This window comes from Flavobacterium sp., assembly GCF_035456085.1.
Lineage (GTDB): Bacteria > Bacteroidota > Bacteroidia > Flavobacteriales > Flavobacteriaceae > Flavobacterium.
Window position 1 is genome coordinate 1 of record NZ_DATIDY010000110.1, and the last position, 22,065, is coordinate 22,065.

Here is a 22,065-nt window from a genome sequence, read left to right on the forward strand (position 1 = left end):
TGAACCCTAGTACTCCACACAAAGACAAACAACGCCATTGGGAGACAATGGCGTTTTTGTTTTCACATTTATACTATTTTAGGTTTTCAAAAAACGTCAAAATTGGTATTAAGTGTTCGATTACTGTCCCTGAGAGCCCACAAGACTTCTCAAGAAATTGAGAAGTTTTTTTTTGCAATAAACTGATCTATTATATGAGGTCAGGGATTAGGGATCAGGAGCAAAAGCTGGGAATTAGGAAAAAAGATTGAATGATCTGAACAAAAAGAAATCAATTTTCTTGCGCCTTTCTATTATCGAAATAGTTTAAAATAAATCGTAATTGATTTATGATAGTTAAACATTTAATAATCTTAGTATTCCACATCACCATACAGTGTAATAATTTGACAGCAATGACTTTATATATAAAATTTGAAATTCATATTAGGTAATTGTCAAGGTTTTTTTTGAGATTAGAAAACAAATTCCATTTCACTCTTATATACTATTTAACTATATTTGTTTTCTTAAAAAATGCCTGATTGTGACTCAAATAAATAAATTAAAAATATTCAATGATCCAATTTATGGATTCATCACCATACCAAATCCTTTAATATACGACTTAATACAACATCCATATTTTCAACGATTAAGACGTATTTCTCAGATGGGATTGTCCTATTTAGTATATCCAGGTGCCAATCATACTCGTTTTCATCATGCTTTAGGATGCATGCATTTGATGCAAAAAGCAGTCGAAGTATTACGTTTCAAGGAGGTTGTAATTAGTCTTGAAGAAGAAAATGCTTTATATATTGCTATACTATTGCATGATATTGGACATGGGCCTTTTTCGCATGCAATGGAAAGTAGTATTGTAGAGGCTGTGCATCACGAGGAAATTTCATTACTACTAATGAACGAACTCAATATTGAATTCAATGGACAGTTGAGTCTGGCTATTCAGGTTTTTAAAGGTGAATACCATCGTAAATTTATGTTGCAACTGATATCGAGTCAGCTAGATATGGATCGCATGGATTATTTAAAACGAGATAGTTTTTACTCTGGAGTATCCGAAGGAAATGTCAATTCCGAAAGGTTAATTCAGATGATGAATGTGGTAGATGATATATTGGTAATTGAAGAAAAGGGAATTTATTCAGTCGAAAAGTTTTTAATGTCACGCAGGCTAATGTATTGGCAAGTGTATTTGCATAAAACTAGTTTGGTAGCCGAATTAACTTTGACTAAAATTTTAAAACGTGCCAAAGAATTAACCGAAAGAGGAGTTGTTCTACCATGTAGTTCGCCTTTGTTATTTTTTATGCAAAACAAAGTAACCTTAGAAACTTTTGATCAAAAAACATTAAAATTATTTGCGAAGCTGGATGATTTTGATATTATAAGTGCTATAAAAGCATGGGAAAGTAACGATGATTTTATTCTGTCTTCATTGAGTAAAATGATTATTAATAGAGATTTATTAAAAATCAAATTAACCAGTGAGAAAGTTTCGTTGGATGAAATGCAGATACAAAAAGAAAAATTTTCAACCCAAAATAAAATATCGTTGGCAGAGACGAATTATTTTATATTTAAAGGGAAAATAAAAAGTCAGGCATATAGCAAAGTAGCCGAACCTATACGAATTTTAAATAAAGATACTACAATCGAAGACGTTGTTGAAGCCTCTGATCAATTGAATTTGAAGTCATTATCAAGGCTGGTGACCAAGTATTATATATGTTTTCCAAAACAACTGCTTTAAAATTAATATTTAAATTCTATTTTTTATATTTTTGTCGCCACGAATTAGGCCAAATCTATTTTTATTATATAGAAAGAACTAACTTTTAGCATGTTCTAGTTATATTTTAAAATACAATACAATAAGATGAAATTTACAGCTGAACAAATAGCAGGGATATTAGAAGGAGAAATTGTTGGTGATTCCAATGTTGAAGTATCTCGTTTGTCTAAAATTGAAGAAGGAACCGAAGGTTCGCTTACTTTTTTATCCAATCCAAAATACACTAACTTTATATATACTACTAAAGCGTCAATTACTATTGTCAATGACACTTTTGAGCCTGAATCTCCAATAGATACAACACTTATTAAAGTAACAGATGCTTATAAATCTTTTTCCAAGTTACTAGAATTTTATAATCAGGTTAAGTTAAATAAAAATGGTATCGAAACACCTTCGTTCATTTCAGAAAGTGCCACTTACGGGGAGAATCTTTATTTAGGAAGCTTTTCATACATAGGAGACAATGTAACTTTGGGAGATAATGTAAAAATTTATCCTGGAAGTTTTATCGGTGATAATGTAAATATTGGTCATAATGTGATTATTTTTGCAGGTGCAAAAATTTATTCAGAAACCGTAATTGGTAATAATTGTACTATTCATTCAGGAGCTGTTATCGGAGCTGATGGTTTTGGATATGCTCCAAATGAAGATGGCACCTATGATAAAATTCCACAAATAGGAAATGTAATTATAGAAGACAATGTTGATATTGGTGCCAATTCTACTATAGACAGAGCAACATTAGGTTCAACCGTAATAAGAGCTGGAGTAAAGATTGACAATCAGGTTCAAATTGCTCATAATGTCGAAATCGGTAGAAATACTGTCATTGCGGCTCAAACAGGAATTGCTGGTTCTACTAAATTAGGAGAGAACGGAATGATAGGAGGACAAGTGGGGATTGTAGGTCATTTGACCATAGGCAACAATGTACGTATACAGGCTCAATCAGGAGTTGCAAGTAATATAAAGGACAACGAAGTGTTACAGGGAAGTCCAACATTCGGCTATTCTGATTTTAGTAAATCGTATGTTCATTTTAAGAATTTGCCGAAATTGGTAAAAGAAATAGAAGAGTTAAAAAAACAAATATTAAACCAAAAAAATGGAAACAATGGTTAAACAGAAGACCATCAAAACAGAAGTTTCGTTAACAGGAGTCGGATTGCATACTGGCAAGGAAGTTAAAATGACTTTTAAACCTGCACCAGTAAATAATGGATTTACATTTGTACGTGTTGACCTTGAAGGACATCCAGTTATTGAAGCTGATGCTAATTATGTAGTTAATACTCAACGTGGTACAAATTTAGAAAAATTGGGTGTGAAAATTCAAACACCTGAACATGTTTTAGCAGCTTTGATGGGATCTGATTTAGATAATATTATCATTGAATTAGATGCTTCTGAACTTCCAATTATGGATGGTTCTTCAAAATATTTCATGGAAGCTATTGAAAAAGCTGGTATTGAAGAACAAGAACTAAACCGTAATATATATGTCGTGAAAGAAGTTATTTCTTTTACTGATGAAGCTACTGGAAGTGAAATCATGGTGATGCCAAGCGACCATTATAGTGTAACAACAATGGTTGATTTTGGTACAAAAATATTAGGCACTCAAAATGCTACTTTAAAAACTATTAATGATTTCAAAACTGAAATTTCTGACGCGAGAACATTTAGTTTTTTACATGAATTGGAAGCCTTGTTAGAAAACGGTTTAATTAAAGGTGGTGATCTAAATAATGCTATTGTATATGTAGATAAAGACATTTCTGAATCTACAATGGAAAGTTTGAAAAAAGCATTTGGTAAAGATGAAATTACTGTAAAACCAAATGGTATTTTAGATAATCTGACTTTACATTATCCAAACGAAGCAGCAAGACATAAATTGCTGGATGTAATTGGAGATTTGGCTTTAATTGGAACTAAAATTCAAGGAAAAATTATAGCAAACAAACCAGGACATTTTGTAAATACTCAGTTTGCCAAAAAAATGTCAAAAATCATCAAGAACGAACAAAGAAATTATGTTCCAACTTATGATTTGAATCAGGAACCATTAATGGATATTCATAAAATTATGGCTATGTTACCGCATAGACCTCCATTTTTGTTAATAGACAGAATTATTGAAATGTCCGATAGCCATGTAGTAGGGATGAAAAATGTAACAATGAATGAAAATTTCTTCGTTGGTCACTTTCCTAATGCACCAGTAATGCCAGGTGTTTTAATTGTTGAAGCAATGGCCCAAACAGGAGGGATTTTAGTTTTAAGCACAGTTCCAGATCCTGAAAACTATCTGACTTTTTTCATGAAAATTGACAATGTAAAATTCAAACAAAAAGTATTACCTGGAGACACACTTGTCTTTAAATGTGATTTAATTACTCCTATTCGAAGAGGAATTTGCCACATGCAAGCAAATGCATATGCAAACGGGCGATTGGTTGCTCAGGCAGAATTAATGGCGCAAATTGCCAGAAAACAATAAATTTTGTTTAAATAATAATCTTTATTCGATTATCAATTAAACAGTATAACGATTAAACAAAAAAAATGAATCAACCGTTAGCATACGTTCATCCAGGTGCGAAGATCGCAAAAAACGTTGTAATTGAACCTTTTACAACTATACATAATAACGTTGTTATAGGGGATGGAACTTGGATAGGTTCTAATGTAACTATAATGGAAGGGGCGAGAATTGGTAAAAATTGTAACATTTTTCCAGGTGCTGTGATAGCAGCTGTGCCACAAGATTTAAAATTTGGTGGAGAAGATTCTCTCGCTATTATTGGAGATAACTGCACAATTAGAGAATGTGTAACCATTAATAGAGGAACAATTGCTTCAGGTCAAACAGTTATAGGAAATAATTGTTTAATTATGGCAGCTGCTCATATTGCTCACGATTGTCATGTAGGTGATAATGCAATTATTGTAAACGGTGTTTTACTTGGTGGTCACGTGACAATTGGTAATTATGCTGTTATTGGTGGTTTATCTGCTGTGCATCAATTTATAAGTGTTGGAGATCATGCCATGATTTCTGGTGGGTCTTTGTTAAGAAAAGATGTTCCTCCTTATACGAAAGCAGCAAAAGAACCTTTATCTTATGTAGGAATCAACTCTATCGGTTTAAGAAGAAGAGGTTTTACAACTGAAAAAATTAGAGAAATTCAGGATATTTACAGAATTCTTTATCAAAAAAACTACAATACAACCCAAGCAATTGGTATTATTGAAGCGGAAATGGAAGCGACAACAGAACGCGATGAAATATTAGATTTTATTCGAAATTCATCTCGTGGGGTTATGAAAGGATATACAGGAAATTATTAAAAAAAAACTCGGTTAATTGTTTATTTTTTTAATCGTTTAATCGATGAAAAATAAACAGTTAAGCAAATCACGAATAAACAAAAAAAATTAAAAAAATGGCATCTACATCAGACATTAAAAACGGACTTTGTATTAAACACAATCACGATATTTATAAAATCATTGAGTTTCTTCATGTAAAACCAGGAAAAGGACCTGCATTTGTTAGAACCAAATTAAAATCCTTGACAAACGGAAAAGTTTTAGATAATACTTTTTCTGCAGGACACAAAATTGATACAGTACGTGTAGAAACGCATACTTTTCAGTTTTTATATCCAGAAGGAGACCAATTTCATTTTATGAATGCTGAAACTTTTGAACAAATCACATTAAACAGAAATGTTTTGGATTCTCCAGATTTATTGAAAGAAGGTGAAAACGTAATGATCCAAATCAATACAGAAACTGATTTACCTTTATCTGTAGATATGGCTCCATCAGTAATTTTAGAAGTAACTTATGCTGAACCAGGTGTAAAAGGAAATACAGCTACTAACGCCACAAAACCAGCAACTGTTGAAACTGGAGCAACTGTAAACGTTCCTTTATTTATTAATGAAGGTGATAAAATTAAAATTGATACTGCTACAGGTTCTTACATGGAACGTGTGAAAGAATAAATGAATTAGAAAATGAGACAATTAGATAATTAGAAAATGTATTGATTCTCTTTACTTATTTTTAATTATCTAATTACCCACTATCTGATTATCTAATTTTCTAATTAAAATTATGAAATTCCCAAAAATTTATTCATTACAAGATATTGCAAATTTACTTCAATGCGAATTTGTTGGTGATGCGTTGTTTCCAGTTTATGGTATGAATGAAATTCATGTTGTAGAATCTGGAGATATTGTTTTTGTCGACCATCCAAAATATTATGACAAAGCATTAAATTCTGCAGCAACTATTGTTTTGATAAATAAAAAAGTAGAATGTCCCAAAGGAAAAGCATTATTGATTTCTGACGATCCTTTTAGAGATTTTAATGTTTTAACAAAGCATTTTAAACCTTTTGAACATGCTCAACTTGCAGTTTCTGCTTCCGCAAAAATTGGAAAAGGAACTGTCATTCAACCAAATGCTTTTATTGGGAATAATGTTGTTATTGGAGAAAATTGTTTGATTCACGCCAATGTTGCTATTTATGATCATACTGTTATTGGTAATAATGTGATTATACATTCAGGTTCTGTTCTTGGCGCTGATGCTTTTTATTACAAAAAAAGACCAGAAGGATTCGACCAATTGCTATCAGGAGGTAGAGTAGTAATAAACGATAATGTTGGAATTGGAGCTCTTTGTACTATCGATAAAGGAGTTACAGGTGACACTACTATTGGTGAAGGCACAAAAATCGATAATCAAGTGCATGTTGGACATGATACAGTTATTGGAAAAAAATGCTTAATCGCTTCTCAAACAGGAATTGCAGGCTGTGTTATTATTGAAGATGAAGTTACAATTTGGGGACAAGTTGGAACAACAAGTGGTATAACCATTGGAGAAAAAGCTGTAATTATGGGGCAAACCGGAGTGACAAAATCAGTGGAAGGTGGAAAAACTTATTTTGGTACACCAATTGAAGAATCAAGAGAAAAATTAAAACAATTAGCAAATATTAAGAAGATTCCAGAAATTTTAAATAAATTAAAATAGTTATTATGTCCCCTAAAGAACTTGTAAAGAGATTTTATAAATCAGATGCTTATATTAATCCTGAAATAATGAAGGAATATTTACATCCAGAATGTATCGTGGATTGGCATACTACTAAAGGATTTATTCAAATGGATTATGATGCATTGTTAAATTTGACAACAGAAATTAGCAAAGCTTATGTTCGTGCAAAAGCAAGAGTCAGCCATATAATACAAGAGGGAAATATAGTTTCTGTTCGCTTCACACGATATGCAAAAACAATTGAAAATCCAAGAGAAGAAATGTTTTTGGCACATGTTATGATCATCTGGGAAATTAAAGATGAAAAATTATACAGAGGCTATAAAATGAGTCAAATTTCGTAATTATTTTTATTATAAAAAGTATGAAATAATTACAAAAACCTTACTTTTGCCAAACAATTTTAAAAACTACATAAAAAATATATCATGAGTGTTTTAGTTAATAAAGATTCAAAAATAATTGTTCAAGGATTTACAGGAAGTGAAGGAACTTTTCACGCTTCTCAAATGATTGAATACGGTACAAATGTTGTTGGTGGAGTGACTCCTGGAAAAGGAGGATCTACACATTTGGACTTGCCAGTTTTCAATACAGTAAAAGACGCTGTTGTAGAAGCTGGAGCAGATACTTCAATTATTTTTGTACCACCAGCTTTTGCTGCTGATGCTATTATGGAAGCTGCTGATGCTGGAATAAAAGTAATTATCGCAATTACAGAAGGAATTCCAGTAGCTGATATGATTAAAGCAAACAGTTATGTAAAAGAAAGAAACGCTAGATTAATTGGACCAAACTGTCCAGGTGTAATTACACCAGGTGAAGCTAAAGTTGGAATTATGCCAGGTTTTGTTTTCAAAAAAGGTACAATTGGAATTGTTTCTAAATCTGGAACATTAACTTACGAAGCTGCTGATCAAGTTGTAAAACAAGGATTAGGAATTACTACTGCTATCGGTATTGGTGGAGATCCAATTATTGGAACTACTACTAAAGAAGCTGTTGAATTATTGATGAACGATCCTGAAACTGAAGCTATCATCATGATTGGTGAAATTGGTGGACAATTAGAAGCTGATGCTGCTAAATGGATCAAAGCTGATGGTAACCGCAAACCTGTAATTGGTTTTATCGCTGGAGAAACTGCTCCTGCAGGAAGAACAATGGGACATGCTGGTGCAATTGTTGGAGGTTCTGACGATACAGCTGCTGCAAAAAAACAAATCATGAGAGACAATGGAATTCATGTAGTTGATTCGCCAGCTGAAATTGGTAAAAAAGTAAAAGAAATACTTGGATAATTCCAAATATTAAAAATAGCAAATTCCAAAAAAGCCTCAATATTTGTTGAGGCTTTTTTACATTTTTAAATAGTAGAATTTAATCTAAAAAAACTTAGCAGCTCAGTTTCTCAGAAACTTAGAGGCTACAAAAAATATTATATGTACAAAGAATTAGAAAAGTTTACGGTGAATGGAAGTTTTACCTTTACGCAAGATGATAATTTAGAAGCTGTTTGTAATGCTTCGGAAACTGGAAGTGGTGTTTTTGTAGTATATGCTATTGAAGCTGGTGCTAAAGAATTAATCATGGTGGGTTCAACTGGAACTGTACAAAATGATGGAACTTTGAAAAGCAAAAACGGCGGACTATATGATAAAATAGTAAATGGCCATCAATTTGCCAAAACAGGAAGAAAATATTCTTGGCCTGCGCAAATGAAAAAAGAAAATATTGAAACATTAGAGGTTCTTTGGTTCGAAACTTTTAATGATTCAGTAAAAGCAATTCCAACTAGTGTAGAAGGACAAGTATTGCAAAAGTTTTTAGACGAAACTGGAAAATTACCAAGATGGAATGTGGCTTTTTAAGCTAATTCTTGAGTAAACAAAAAAGCTTCACAGAAATCGTGAAGCTTTTTTTGTGAAGCTTTTGTAAATAAAAAGATCTATTTTTCTTTAAAATCCACAGACAGCGAATTTACACAATATCGCTGACCAGTTTTTGTTGGACCGTCATCAAAAACATGTCCTAAATGTCCGCCGCAATTAGCGCATACAATTTCAGTGCGTTTCATTCCATGCGTTGTGTCTGGAATATAAGCCACTTTTCCTGGTATTGATTCATCAAATGAAGGCCAACCACAATGTGCGTCAAATTTTGAATTACTTTCAAATAGAGGAGAGCCACAAGCTCCACAACAATATACACCATTTTCAAAATGTAAATTATATTTTCCTGTGTGAGGATATTCAGTTCCTTTTTGACGAAGAATTCTATAGCGTTCTGCTCCTAATTCTTCTTCCCATTCTTTCTCTGATTTAACAAAAGGATAATTCATAATCATTATTTTTTTATAAAATTAATAATTTTTTGAATCACTTCATTATCAGCTAATATCTTTCTGTGACCTAATTGTTCGGTAAGCATTAATTCTCCATTTTTTAAATGTTGGTGAATGTTTATTCCAGCTTTTACTGGCACTTCTGGGTCATCTTTGTCATGTATAACCAATGTTGGAATTGACGTTTTTGCTGCTGCTTTATAAACACTATAATCATCCATCTTACCTCCATATTTGTTTTCAAATCGTTCACACAGCAACTTACTGATAGCTGATTTCAGACCTAATTTTGCCACAAAATCATCTGTTATATCCTGTACAATATCACCACTTCCAATAATAATGGCTTTATCAACTTTCAATCCTTCTTTTATTGCATTCATTACCGTCATACCACCTAAAGAATGGCCAATAACAATTTCAAATGGACCAAATCGCTTATCAATTTCAATTACAGAAGCAATAAAGTCAACCATAATAGTCGAATTTCCAGGTGATTTCCCATGTGCTGGCGCATCAAAACTAATCGTTTGGTAATCTATATTTATTAGTTCTTTTGCTATTTTGCACAATTGTGTTCCTCTGCTAGACCATCCATGTACCAAAAGCGCTTTTTTACTGCCTTTTCCATATTTGTAGACATTTATTTCCCTATTAATTGAAGAAACAGAAAGCATTTGCTGAACACTATTTTTATCCATTTCGATTTCACGTTTCGGAATTTTATGCTTTATAGGTCTTGTAAACAATTTTGATGCATAAATAACAGCCCATTTTGTAGACAATAAGGCGATAAATTTAGCAGATAATTTAATAATTCTAGGAACTTTTATAGGTTTAATAGCTTTTAGATTTTTTTTTGTCATTTTAATAATATTATAAAAGTCTTTCTCAATTAATTTTTTTTGATTAAATTTAAAAAACACAAAAGTACTATAAATTTAATGTTAATATAATTTTGATTAACACTAAAAAATTATCAAATATTTAAATTTAGTATGGTGTTCTGTTGCCCCAAGTCATATCATTTTAAATTAAAAATTTTTAGATGGAAATACTTCACATGGGGGCAGAGTGCTACCCTGTAGCAAAAGTGGGAGGTCTGGCCGATGTAATTGGCTCACTTCCAAAATATCAAAATAAAGTAGATAATAACGTAAGTGTAGTTATTCCTTCTTATCAAACAATATTTAGGTTAAATAATAATTTTGAATGTGTTTATCATGGCAAATTAAAATTAGGTAACTTTAATTTTCCATTTTCTGTTCAAAAAGAAACAACCAATAAGTTGGGATTTGAGCTCTATTTAGTAGAAATACCAGAACTTTTTGACCGACCAAATATATATAATTACAGAGACGATATAGAGCGTTTTTTGTCTTTCCAAATTGCAACTTTGGATTGGATTTCCGAAAGAGAATCTGTGCCAGATCTAATTCATTGCCACGATCATCATACAGGACTCGTTCCTTTTATGAAAAAATATTGCCCCAAATATGATCGAATAAAAGATATTCCAACAGTTATGACCATTCACAATGGTCTGTATCAAGGGATATTTACTTTTAATAAACTGTATTATTTACCAGAATTTGATTTGATTCACATAAAAGAAATTGAATGGGGGAACTTTATAAATTCATTAGCAGCCGGAATTAAATGTGCTGACATCATTACAACTGTTTCGCCTAGCTATCTTAATGAAATTAATCATTCAGATAATGGTCTAGAAACATTATTTCAACGCGTAAGAGATAAATCAAGAGGAATTCTTAATGGAATTGATACAGAAATTTGGGATCCCGAAACAGATTCAATGTTAGATACAAACTATTCGGTTAATTCTATAAATGAAGGAAAAAAAAATAATAAAGCACAATTATGTTCTCACTTTAATATGGACCCAACAAAACCGCTTTTTAGTTTTATTGGAAGACTTTATAATGAAAAGGGAGCTGATTTATTACCTAAGACAGTAGTTTCTGCCTTGACAACTTTTAAAGATCAAATTAACATCGTAATTTTAGGATATGGCGATCTTGAAATAGAAAATCAACTTAAACAACTTCTTGATGTGTATAAAGGTAATTATCATGTACACATCGGTTATGATGAAGAATTAGCACATAAAACATACGCCAGTTCTGATTTTATCCTGATCCCATCACGTATTGAACCTTGTGGATTGAATCAAATGTATGCCATGCGTTATGGGACAATTCCAATAGTTCGAAGAACAGGAGGGTTAAAAGATACCATTATTGATTTTGAAGATAACGGAAATGGTATTTGTCATGATAATGCTTCGGTAGATGATATTTGTGATTCTGTCCAGAGAGCCGTCAATTTATATCAAAATAAAGAAATATTTAATCGAATTAGAATAAAAGGGATGAATACAAATCATTCCTGGAAGTATGTAAGTCAGGAATATGTAGAATTATATAATTTAATTATTGCTAAACGGTATGAAAACTAAAAAGAAAAATGTAATCGCAATTATTTTAGGAGGAGGGCAAGGTTCAAGATTATATCCTTTGACCGCCAGAAGATCAAAACCAGCAGTGCCAATTGGAGGAAAATATAGATTAGTTGACATTCCTATTTCAAATTGCATTAATTCGGATATTTATAAAATATTTGTGTTGACTCAGTTTAATTCGGCTTCATTAAATGCTCACATTAAAAACACTTATAATTTCAGCATTTTTAGTAATTCATTTGTTGATATTTTGGCTGCAGAACAAACTCCGGATAATCCAACTTGGTTTCAGGGAACTGCTGATGCTGTTAGACAATGTATGCCACACTTTTTAAACCATGAATTCGATTATGCTTTAATACTTTCCGGAGATCAATTGTATCAAATGGATTTTAATGAAATGCTTTGTGCTCATATTGATGCCGAAGCTGACATTTCAATTGCTACTTTACCTGTAAATGAAAAAGACGCTCCCGAATTTGGAATATTAAAAACCGATCCAGAAAATCATATTGAATCATTTATCGAAAAACCTGCGAAAGAATTACTTCCTAATTGGGAATCTGAAGTTAGCGATGAAATGAAAAGCCAAGGTAAGTTTTATTTAGCTTCAATGGGAATTTATATTTTCAATAAAAAGTTGCTAATTGAACTGATGTCAAATCCAGAAACAAAAGATTTTGGTAAAGAAATCATTCCGCAAGCTGTTGGAAATAAAAAAATACTAAGCTATCAATATGAAGGATATTGGACAGATATTGGAAATATTGATTCGTTTTTTGAAGCTAATATTGGTTTAACGGATGATGTTCCTCAATTCAATTTATTTGATAACGATAATAGAATTTTTACTAGACCTCGTTTATTATCTCCTTCTAAGTTTCATAAAACTGTAATCGAAAGCTCCGTAATCTCTGAGGGTTGCATCATTAATGCTAAAGAAATCACTAAATCGGTTATTGGAAATCGCTCCCGAATAGGAGAGGAGACCCTAATTCAGCATAGTTATGTAATGGGAAATGACTTATATCAAAGTATTGAAGATATTGAAAACGATAAAGCAAATAACATTCCGTTAATTGGTATTGGTGAAAGATGTTTTATACATAATGCTATAGTAGATAAAAACTGTAGAATTGGTAACGATGTATTTATAAAAGGTGGTAAACATCTGGAAGACACAGTCAATGATTTATACTGCGTAAAAGAAGGGATTATCGTAATTCGAAAAGGAGCAATAATTCCAGATAATTTTATAATTGAATAAAGTTACCTTAAGTTATTTATTTAAAATTAATACACCAAATTGACTGTGCTAAATGGACTTTCGATTTGGTGTAATTTTTAATTATTATTTCGAATTTATTGAAAATAAGAAATTAAACACAATCAATTAATTAAAAGAATATTTTGTAATTTTAAGGATTAGTCTTTATAAATTATTATTTAGTAATTTTTATACACAATTTAACTAATAGTATGCAAAATCAGACACGTATAATAATAGAAAATGTATTGCCACAACTTGATGGTGGAAGCTTTGCAATTAAAAGAATTTTAGGTCAAAAGGTGGTTGTCACTGCCAATGTTTTTTCTGATGGACATGATGTGATAGAATGTTGTGTGAAATTCAAACACGAATACGATGAAAACTGGCAAGAAGTGAGAATGACTCACATTCAAAATGATGAATGGATTGCTGAATTTCAAGTGGACAAACAGGGGTTTTACACTTATTTTGTTGAAGGTTGGGTTGATTATGCTTTAAATTGGCAACATGGAACCGAACGAAAAATAAATGACAATCAATATGTTAAATCTGAACTACTCGAAGGCGCTGAATATATTAGAGCGATTCAGCATTTAGTTGAAGGCTATGAAAACGATTATCTCAATAAATTACATTATTATTTTACAACAGAATCAGAATATGATAATGCTATAAATGAAGCCAAATCAGATGAATTGCACCGAATTTTCAAGAAATATCCAATTCGTTTTTTAGAAAATAAATCACTTGATTTGCAGGTTTACGTTGATCGAAAGAAAGCATTATTTAGTACTTGGTATGAATTTTTTCCGCGTTCGGCTTCCGCTGAAGAAGGCCGACATGGAACTTTCAGAGATTGTATAAGTTTACTTCCCAGAGTCGCCGAAATGGGGTTTGACACGCTTTATTTCCCACCAATACATCCTATTGGAGAAATTAACAGGAAAGGAAAAAATAACGCTACAACTGCTGAATATGGTGATGTAGGTTCGCCTTGGGGAATTGGTTCTCATCACGGTGGACACAAATCAACTCATCCCGAATTGGGTTCTATAGAGGATTTTAAAGAATTAGTGTATAGAGCTCAGGAGTTAGGAATCGAAATTGCAATGGATTATGCTTTGCAAGCCGCACCAGATCATCCTTATGTCAAAGATTTTCCGCAATGGTTTAAATGGAGACCCGACGGAACGGTTCAATATGCTGAAAATCCTCCTAAAAAATACCAAGACATTCAACCCATCTATTTCGAAACCTCAGATTGGAAAAACCTTTGGCAGGAATTACTTGATGTCGCTTTATTTTGGATCGAAGAATGCAATATTAAAATCTTCAGAGTAGACAATCCACACACAAAACCTTTTTATTTCTGGGGTTGGTTAATTGCAGAAATAAAGAAAAAACATCCCGATGTATTGTTTTTAGCAGAAGCCTTTACGCGTCCAAAAATTATGAATGAATTGGCAAAGCAAGGTTTTAGTCAATCCTATACTTATTTTACATGGAGAAATACAAAACAAGAATTAACTGAATATGTACAAGAATTAACTCAGTCAGAACAAAAAGAATTTTACAGACCAAACTTCTGGCCAAACACACCAGACATCAATCCATTTGCATTGCAGCACGGAAACGAATCAGTGCATTTGCAGAAATATTTTTTGGCTGCAACATTAAGTTCGAATGTCGGGATTTACGGACCAGTGTTCGAATATATGATCAGTACGCCAATGGCTCCAGGTAAAGAAGAATATCTAGATTCTGAAAAATATCAATACTACAAATGGGATTGGACCATTCAAAATAAGCTAATTACACTAATTACCCGAATTAATACTTTAAGAAAAGCACACCTTTCGTTGCAACAAACCAATAATATAATTTTTTGCGAAACCAATAACGATCAAATTATGGCTTATTATAAGTTTGATGACAACAAACTTGACGAAACATTAATGATTGTAAACTTGGATCCACATAATATTAGTAGCGCATCTGTGAAATTGCCATTAGATAAACTACAGAGACACTATATTCATATAACCGATTTAATTACTGGGAATAGTTATTATTGGGATAATGAATGGAATTATGTAGAGCTTTCTCCGGAATTACCTTTTCATCTTTTTAAAATCCATTAGCAATGGTTGATAAAATTAACGAAGCCGAATATCAAAACCCATTTGTATTTCATACTGATTGGGAAAATGCATTAGAAGACGAAAGTTTTATTAAAATTTTTGCCTCTGATATTCTAGAAAATTACATCATCAATAAAAGGTGGTATGCCGGAAAAGCAAGCACTTTAAAATATATTGAAGTTGTGTATTCTTTCAAAATCAGTTCCAATAATTATACTTATTATGGAGTTTTATTCGAAGTTAATTTCAAAGAAGCTTTTTATCAGCACTATTTTATGCCATTGGCTTTTATGTCTGAAAAAGATTTAGATACCAATACGGTAATTGCTCCCGTAATAATGAATGAAAAAGAAGGATATCTGGTTGATGCTTTACATCAGGAAGATTTTAGAAAATTACTTTTTGAAAAAATTATTAATTCTAAAAAAAATGAAGAATCAAAAGTTCGATTTCACAGAGGAAAAGCGTTGCAGGACAAAGAATATATCTCATCTTATTTTATGGGAGTGGAGCAAAGTAATACTTCTATTGTTTATAATAACAACTTAGTGCTCAAAATTTTTAGAAGAATTTATATTAGCATGAATCCTGATTATGAGATCAACCGTTTCCTTACTGAGAGAACTAATTTCAAGCACTCTCCTGCTTATACCGGAAATATAAGCATAAAAATATCTGATGGAAATATCACTTTAGGTTTAATGCAGGAACTGATTGCAAATCAAGGTGATGCTTGGAAATTTATGTTAGAGGAAATTGATCATATTTTTGAAAATTTAAAGACAAAAAAAATTACAATTGCCAGGCTTCCCGATGTTGAATTATTCAAAAGACTAAAACTCAACGATGTTCCTCACGAAATTATCGATTGGGCAGGATTGAGTATTTTTCTCAAAATAAAAACATTAGCCACCCGAACTGCCGAAATGCATATTGCCCTAGGAAGTGACATACACGAAACAGCATTTACACCAATTACTTATAATGGAGATTATTCGGTTTGGCTGAAAAACAGATTGACGTATCAGTTTCAAAACCGATTGAATATTTTAGAAAATAATTTACATAAACTTGATGGTTTGACATTAGAACTAGCCAACCAATTTTTAGATCATAAAAAAGAAATCCGAAAGGCATTTTTAGATTTTGACTGGACTCAAATGAAATCGGAGCGTATTCGTATTCATGGCGATTATCATTTAGGGCAAGTTTTGGTAAATGGCGAAGATTTCTTTATACTTGATTTTGAAGGAGAACCAGAAAGTACTATTCGTGATAGAAAAGTAAAACAACCACCCTTGAAAGATGTTGCAGGAATGTTCCGTTCTTTTCATTATGCGATTTATGCTACTATTTTTAACAGCAATGATAAATATCCTTATATTCAGGAGGAACTTTTTCAGGCTGGCGAAATTTTATATAATTATTTCGTTGGTGTTTTTCTAAATACTTATACAGAAGTAGCTCAAGGAGGTAATCTTAACATCGGTTACGTAAAAGAAATTGATTTTTTATTGAAATATTGTCTTTTAGAAAAAGCAGTTTACGAATTGGGTTACGAATTAAATTCAAGACCACGTTGGTCTGTAATTCCTCTGACAGGAATTGCGAGTATAATGAATTTCAATAAAAATTAATTGATTACAATTTCACAAGAAAACAAACAAAAAATGAACAAAGTACAAAGCTATTCTCTTTTTACAGATTTTGATATTAATTTATTTAAAGCCGGTAAACATTTCAGACTTTACGAAAAATTAGGCGCTCATATTGTAGAAGTTGATGGGGTCAAAGGAGTCTATTTTGCGGTTTGGGCACCATCTGCAAGAACTGTTTCTGTTGTGGGCGATTTTAATTTTTGGATTCAAGGCGAACATCAACTGCAAGTTCGTTGGGATTCATCTGGAATTTGGGAAGGATTTATTCCGGGACTCGAACAAGGAATAAGATATAAGTACAAAATACAATCTCACAATGGCGGAATTATCACTGAAAAAGCAGATCCTTTTGCTTTTTATTGTGAAAAACCACCGCATACAGCCTCTATTATTTGGGATCTTAACTATAAATGGAAAGATAATAAATGGATGGAAACCCGTAAAGAACATAATGCTTTGGACAAACCTTACTCGGTTTATGAAGTGCATTTGGGTTCTTGGAAACGAAAAGGCAAAGAAAACAGCTTTTTGACCTATTTGGAATATGCCAATGATCTTGTAAAATATGTCAAGGAAACTGGGTTTACACACGTTGAATTCATGCCTGTCATGGAATATCCTTATGATCCTTCTTGGGGATATCAATTGGTAGGATATTTTGCGCCAACTTCTCGTTTTGGAAATCCTCAGGAGTTTATGGTTTTGGTAGATAAATTACATCAGGCTGGAATTGGAGTTATTCTTGATTGGGTTCCATCACATTTTCCTGAGGATGCTCATGGTTTGGGATTTTTTGATGGTTCTAATTTGTTTGAACATCCAGATCGTAGAAAAGGTTATCATCCAGATTGGAAAAGCTTAGTTTTTAATTATGGACGAAATGAAGTTCGTTCGTTTTTAATTAGTAATGCGTTGTTTTGGTTACACCATTACCATGTTGATGGACTAAGAGTTGACGCTGTAGCTTCGATGCTTTATTTGGATTATTCTAGAAATGAAGGGGAGTGGGAACCAAATATTTATGGAGGTAGAGAAAACTTAGACACCATTAGCTTCTTAAAAGATTTCAACGAAGCTGTTTACGGCAATTACGAAGGAGTTCAGACTATTGCTGAAGAAAGTACTTCATTTCCGATGGTTTCCAGACCAACTTTTGCTGGTGGACTTGGTTTTGGAATGAAATGGATGATGGGTTGGATGCATGATACATTACAATATTTTCAAAAAGATACGGTCTATAGAAAATACCATCAAAACGATTTGACATTTTCGATGACTTATACTTATACCGAAAATTTTATGTTACCGCTTTCACATGATGAAGTCGTTTATGGAAAACGTTCAATCGCAGGAAGAATGCCTGGTGACGAATGGCAAAAATTTGCTAATTTGAGATTGCTTTATAGTTACATGTTTACACATCCTGGAACCAAATTATTGTTCATGGGTGATGAATTTGGTCAAAGTAGTGAATGGGATTTTCAAAATAGCCTTGATTGGCATTTATTGCAATATGATTTTCATAATGGAATCAAATTATTAATTACAAGTTTGAATAAATTATATAAAACAGAACCTGCTTTGTACGAAAAGCAATTTAGTCCAGAAGGTTTCGAATGGATAAATTATTCAGATCATGAACATGCTGTGATGTCGTTTATTAGAAAAGGAAATAATGCCAAAGATGATTTGATAGTTGTTTTAAATTTTACACAGGTTGTCCGTGAAAATTATAGAATTGGCATTCCTAAAAAAGGAAAATTAATAGAGATATTTAACAGTGACGAAACCGAATTTGGCGGAAGCGGATTGAAAAACAATAAAAAATTAACCACAGAAAACATTCCTTATGATGGCAGAGAATATTCTATTGCATTAACACTTCCTCCGTTGGGAATGACAGTTCTAAAAATTGCTTAAATTTAGTATAACATCCTATTTTGAATTGAATTAAAAATAGATATATTCGCATAAAAAAAACAAAATATGGCAGATTTAGCAAAGGGAAGTAAAAAAATATTAAACGCTTGGGCATTTTACGATTGGGCAAATTCGGTTTATCCATTGGTTATTTCTTCAGCAATATTTCCAATTTTTTATGAATCTTTATTTTCTGACAGGAGTCATTATATTGAAGTTTTTGGCATGAGTTTGAAAAACTCTGCTCTAATTAGTTTTATAACAGCCGCCGCATTTTTAATGGTGGCTATTTTTTCGCCCTTATTATCCGGAATTGCTGATTATGTTGGAAACAAAAAAGCATTCATGAAATTTTTCTGTTATATGGGTGCTCTTTCATGTATTGGTCTCAATTGGTTTAGCTTAGAGAATATTTATGTTGGTTTGTTTTTTTATTTCTTTGGACTAATTGGCTTCTGGGGAAGTTTGGTGTTTTATAATTCCTATTTACCAGATATTGCTTTCACCGAACAACAAGATGCTGTAAGTGCCAAAGGTTATTCTTTGGGATATATTGGTAGTGTGATTTTGCTGGTTATAAATTTGGGAATGGTAATGTTTCCCGATTTTTTTGGAATTACAGGAAACGGCAATGGTGAAGCCGCCATGAAAGCGATGAAATATTCCTTTGTAATGGTTGGAATTTGGTGGATAATATTTAGTCAATACACTTATTATTTTTTACCAAAAGGAAATAAAAATGAAACACGAAAAGTTACCAATGCTGTAGTTTTTAATGGTTTTAAGGAATTAAAAAAAGTTTGGGGCTTGTTGGAAACCAATATTCCTCTGAAAAGATATTTGATAAGTTTCTTTGTTTATAGCATGGCTGTTCAAACCGTAATGCTTATCGCCACTTATTTTGGTTCACAAGAAATCGCATGGGAATCGTCAAGTCAGAGTCAAATAGGATTAATTATTTGTATTTTACTTATTCAATTAATTGCTATAGCGGGTGCGGTTTTAACATCAAGGGCTTCTGCTAAATTTGGAAATATACCAACCCTAATTGTAATCAACTGTTTTTGGGTTATACTTTGTTCTGCGGCTTATTTTATTATTACACCAAATCAGTTTTATGTAATGGCAGCCTTAGTAGGATTAGTAATGGGGGGAATTCAAGCATTATCTCGTTCCACTTATTCGAAATTATTACCAGAAACTGATGATACTGCTTCATTTTTTAGCTTTTATGATGTTACTGAAAAAATCGGAATTGTAATCGGTATGTGCGTTTATGGTCTTATTGATCAAATCACAGGTAGTCCTAGACTTGCAATTGTATTTTTGGCTCTATTTTTTATAATTGGAGTTTTACTTTTGAATAGGGTTCCAAAGAATGAAGCCGTAAGTAAATAAAATATTTTAATTCAAATTGAATAAAAAACATAAGGCTGTCTTTCTTGGACAGCCTTATGTTTTAAACTATATTTTTGATATTTCACCAGAGCCACTTACTTTCGTATCTTTTATTTGTGGGTTTCCTTTGTAACTAATATCTCCTGAGCCGGAAACTCTCGCAAATAGATTTTCGCTGCAATTTATTTTCATATCACCAGATCCTGAAATAGTCAAATTAGCTTTCTTAGTTATTAAATTTTCAGCATCTAGATCACCAGAACCAGAAATTTTGGAAGTAAAATTATCTGAATTTCCTTTTATCACAACATCACCTGAACCACTGAGATTTGCTTCTATATCTGTTGCTTTTATATTTAAAGTCAAATCACCAGATCCTGATAATCTTGTTTTAAAATTAGTAGCAACAATAGCATCTTTAGTGCTGACATCCCCAGAACCAGACAAAGAAACCGAACTAATTTTGTCAAAAGGAACTGTCAGAACGATATTTTTCTTAGTGCTGATACTTACATTTTTCTCCGAATAAATATGCAATTTATTGTCTTTTACTTCAACTTTGATATATGGCATCAAATTTTCTTCTGCCTGAATGCTAATGTTTCCTTCTTTTCCTGACACCAACACAACATCAAAGAACCCAGAAACATTGATTTCATCATACTCAGCTGTAGTTCTCTTCTCTGTAATTACATTTCCATTACCATGGACTTTATTTCCTTGTGCACATCCTATTGATGACACAAATAAAGCTCCCAAAATGATTAACTGAAGTGATTTTTTCATCTTTAATTGATTTTAAATTTTTTATTGATTATATGATTGAAACTACTTTGAAACATCATTTTTATACAATTTTACATTACCGTAATCTGACGTAACTGTAATTTTGTTTTCTCCTTTTTTCTTATAATACCCGCTAATCTTCTTAGTGATATTAGTTTCTTCTCTGGAACTGACATTCAAATCATTATCATATTTGAAATCACCATATTTTACCGTTATATCAAAATCAAAAGAATAATTGGGGTGAAAACCTATATTAACCCCAGTATATCCTGAAACTATATTTACATTTTTAGCTTTTGCCTGAATGGCATCTATTGTAATATTACTGTATTTAGCGTATAGCTTTAATTCATTAGCAATTGAACCAACATCAATCGTCAAATAATTTCCAACTGCATCTAATGAATTTACTTTTCCAACCTTGACACTTCCGTATTTACTCGTATATTTTACATCATTACTCTCTACAAGTTCAATATCGGAATAATCTGAAAGTAAATCGATTTTCCCAGCTTTTTCGACTTTTATTCCTGAATATCTTGAAGTTATATTGGCATTTTTCAGGTATTCAGCACTTGATTTGGAACAATATCCCATTTCGATTTTATTGCTGTTTCCATTTAAACTTCCTAAGTTAAGTTTGCCGTATTTGCATGTAATATCAGTAGTCGAATAAAGATCTGTAGTACTAATGCCTCCATATTTATTCAATAATGTTACGGTTCCATTTTTAGGGATTTTTATCGTGTAATTGATTTGAAAATTATTGTTCTTTCCGTTATTTCTGGAAACATTCTTGTCAAATACAGTTTTAGCGGTAACCAAATTTTTTAAGGCCGTAAAATTGACATCAATAGCTTCAAATCTTTCGTTAACCCATTTCTCGTTATCGCCACTTACTTTTATTAGCACTTCGATTTCGATTTTATCTTCATTCCAAGTAGTTACAAAAATATTACCAAAAGAATTTTCAATATTGATTCCCGCATCGCTATTGACCGCATAAGCTTTGTTGATTACTCTTTGTTTGGAAAAGGTAAAATCATCATTAGAAAATCCCAAAAAAGGAATCAGTAAAAAGACTAAAAATATTTTAAATTGTTTTTGCATCGTTTAATTTTTTAAGTTTTTCGGTTTCTTCAATGCGTTGCAAAACACTTTGCAAAAAAGAAATTCG

General features: G+C 32.0%; 19 protein-coding genes. 15 read left to right on the forward strand and 4 right to left on the reverse strand.

Annotated elements, in window-relative coordinates:
• Window positions 1-526 precede the first annotated feature (526 nt).
• From VLC96_RS08495 to VLC96_RS08535, 9 genes are all read left to right on the forward strand, one after another.
• On the forward strand, window positions 527-1,756 hold the full coding sequence (locus VLC96_RS08495) for an HD domain-containing protein (protein WP_325262104.1): 1,230 nt from the start codon (window positions 527-529) through the stop codon (window positions 1,754-1,756).
• A gap of 126 nt (window positions 1,757-1,882) precedes the next feature.
• Complete coding sequence (gene lpxD / locus VLC96_RS08500) at window positions 1,883-2,926, forward strand: UDP-3-O-(3-hydroxymyristoyl)glucosamine N-acyltransferase (protein WP_325262106.1); 1,044 nt, start codon at window positions 1,883-1,885, stop codon at window positions 2,924-2,926.
• Window positions 2,919-4,307: a bifunctional UDP-3-O-[3-hydroxymyristoyl] N-acetylglucosamine deacetylase/3-hydroxyacyl-ACP dehydratase gene (locus tag VLC96_RS08505; RefSeq protein ID WP_325262135.1), complete on the forward strand. Its 1,389-nt coding sequence runs from the start codon at window positions 2,919-2,921 to the stop codon at window positions 4,305-4,307. The genes lpxD and VLC96_RS08505 overlap by 8 nt, the downstream gene beginning before the upstream one ends.
• A 65-nt stretch (window positions 4,308-4,372) precedes the next feature.
• Window positions 4,373-5,158, forward strand: a complete 786-nt coding sequence (gene lpxA / locus VLC96_RS08510; RefSeq protein ID WP_325262108.1) for an acyl-ACP--UDP-N-acetylglucosamine O-acyltransferase — start codon at window positions 4,373-4,375, stop codon at window positions 5,156-5,158.
• 95 nt (window positions 5,159-5,253) lie between these two features.
• The gene (gene efp / locus VLC96_RS08515; RefSeq protein ID WP_325262110.1) at window positions 5,254-5,820 is read left to right on the forward strand and encodes an elongation factor P; all 567 of its coding nucleotides are present in this window, start codon (window positions 5,254-5,256) and stop codon (window positions 5,818-5,820) included.
• 112 nt (window positions 5,821-5,932) lie between these two features.
• Window positions 5,933-6,862: a UDP-3-O-(3-hydroxymyristoyl)glucosamine N-acyltransferase gene (locus VLC96_RS08520; RefSeq protein WP_325262112.1), complete on the forward strand. Its 930-nt coding sequence runs from the start codon at window positions 5,933-5,935 to the stop codon at window positions 6,860-6,862.
• Between the two features lie 5 nt (window positions 6,863-6,867).
• Window positions 6,868-7,230 carry a nuclear transport factor 2 family protein gene (locus tag VLC96_RS08525; protein WP_325262113.1) on the forward strand — a complete coding sequence of 121 codons (363 nt, stop codon included), beginning with the start codon at window positions 6,868-6,870 and terminating at the stop codon, window positions 7,228-7,230.
• Between the two features lie 84 nt (window positions 7,231-7,314).
• Window positions 7,315-8,187 (forward strand): succinate--CoA ligase subunit alpha, encoded by an 873-nt coding sequence (sucD, locus tag VLC96_RS08530; RefSeq protein ID WP_325262115.1) that lies wholly within the window; start codon window positions 7,315-7,317, stop codon window positions 8,185-8,187.
• Between the two features lie 141 nt (window positions 8,188-8,328).
• Entirely contained in the window at window positions 8,329-8,757 is a 429-nt protein-coding gene (locus VLC96_RS08535) for a hypothetical protein (protein ID WP_325262117.1), read from the forward strand.
• 77 nt (window positions 8,758-8,834) lie between these two features.
• Here the strand turns inward: VLC96_RS08535 and msrB are convergent, their stop codons facing one another.
• A complete protein-coding gene (gene msrB, locus VLC96_RS08540; RefSeq protein ID WP_325262118.1) occupies window positions 8,835-9,227 on the reverse strand; it encodes a peptide-methionine (R)-S-oxide reductase MsrB in 393 nt (130 codons plus the stop codon).
• 5 nt (window positions 9,228-9,232) lie between these two features.
• The gene (locus VLC96_RS08545) at window positions 9,233-10,096 is read right to left on the reverse strand and encodes an alpha/beta fold hydrolase (RefSeq protein ID WP_325262120.1); all 864 of its coding nucleotides are present in this window, start codon (window positions 10,094-10,096) and stop codon (window positions 9,233-9,235) included.
• A gap of 182 nt (window positions 10,097-10,278) precedes the next feature.
• On the opposite strand from VLC96_RS08545, the gene VLC96_RS08550 reads away from it, so the two are divergent.
• The 6 genes from VLC96_RS08550 (at window position 10,279) to VLC96_RS08575 (ending at window position 20,099) form a co-directional block, all read left to right on the forward strand.
• Window positions 10,279-11,709, forward strand: coding sequence for a glycogen synthase (locus tag VLC96_RS08550; RefSeq protein WP_325262121.1), 1,431 nt, complete (start codon window positions 10,279-10,281; stop codon window positions 11,707-11,709).
• A complete protein-coding gene (locus VLC96_RS08555; RefSeq protein WP_325262122.1) occupies window positions 11,699-12,979 on the forward strand; it encodes a glucose-1-phosphate adenylyltransferase in 1,281 nt (426 codons plus the stop codon). The genes VLC96_RS08550 and VLC96_RS08555 overlap by 11 nt, the downstream gene beginning before the upstream one ends.
• 212 nt (window positions 12,980-13,191) lie before the next feature.
• The gene (locus VLC96_RS08560) at window positions 13,192-15,123 is read left to right on the forward strand and encodes an alpha-1,4-glucan--maltose-1-phosphate maltosyltransferase (protein ID WP_325262124.1); all 1,932 of its coding nucleotides are present in this window, start codon (window positions 13,192-13,194) and stop codon (window positions 15,121-15,123) included.
• A 2-nt stretch (window positions 15,124-15,125) separates the two neighbouring features.
• Window positions 15,126-16,760 (forward strand): maltokinase N-terminal cap-like domain-containing protein, encoded by a 1,635-nt coding sequence (locus tag VLC96_RS08565; RefSeq protein ID WP_325262126.1) that lies wholly within the window; start codon window positions 15,126-15,128, stop codon window positions 16,758-16,760.
• Between the two features lie 33 nt (window positions 16,761-16,793).
• Complete coding sequence (gene glgB / locus VLC96_RS08570) at window positions 16,794-18,701, forward strand: 1,4-alpha-glucan branching protein GlgB (RefSeq protein ID WP_325262128.1); 1,908 nt, start codon at window positions 16,794-16,796, stop codon at window positions 18,699-18,701.
• A 66-nt stretch (window positions 18,702-18,767) separates the two neighbouring features.
• Window positions 18,768-20,099, forward strand: coding sequence for an MFS transporter (locus VLC96_RS08575; RefSeq protein ID WP_325262130.1), 1,332 nt, complete (start codon window positions 18,768-18,770; stop codon window positions 20,097-20,099).
• A 66-nt stretch (window positions 20,100-20,165) separates the two neighbouring features.
• On the opposite strand, the gene VLC96_RS08580 is transcribed toward VLC96_RS08575, so the two are convergent.
• Together VLC96_RS08580 and VLC96_RS08585 are read right to left on the reverse strand one after the other, a co-directional pair.
• Complete coding sequence (locus VLC96_RS08580; RefSeq protein ID WP_325262132.1) at window positions 20,166-20,885, reverse strand: head GIN domain-containing protein; 720 nt, start codon at window positions 20,883-20,885, stop codon at window positions 20,166-20,168.
• Between the two features lie 42 nt (window positions 20,886-20,927).
• The gene (locus tag VLC96_RS08585) at window positions 20,928-21,998 is read right to left on the reverse strand and encodes a DUF4097 family beta strand repeat-containing protein (protein WP_325262134.1); all 1,071 of its coding nucleotides are present in this window, start codon (window positions 21,996-21,998) and stop codon (window positions 20,928-20,930) included.
• Window positions 21,999-22,065 lie beyond the last annotated feature (67 nt).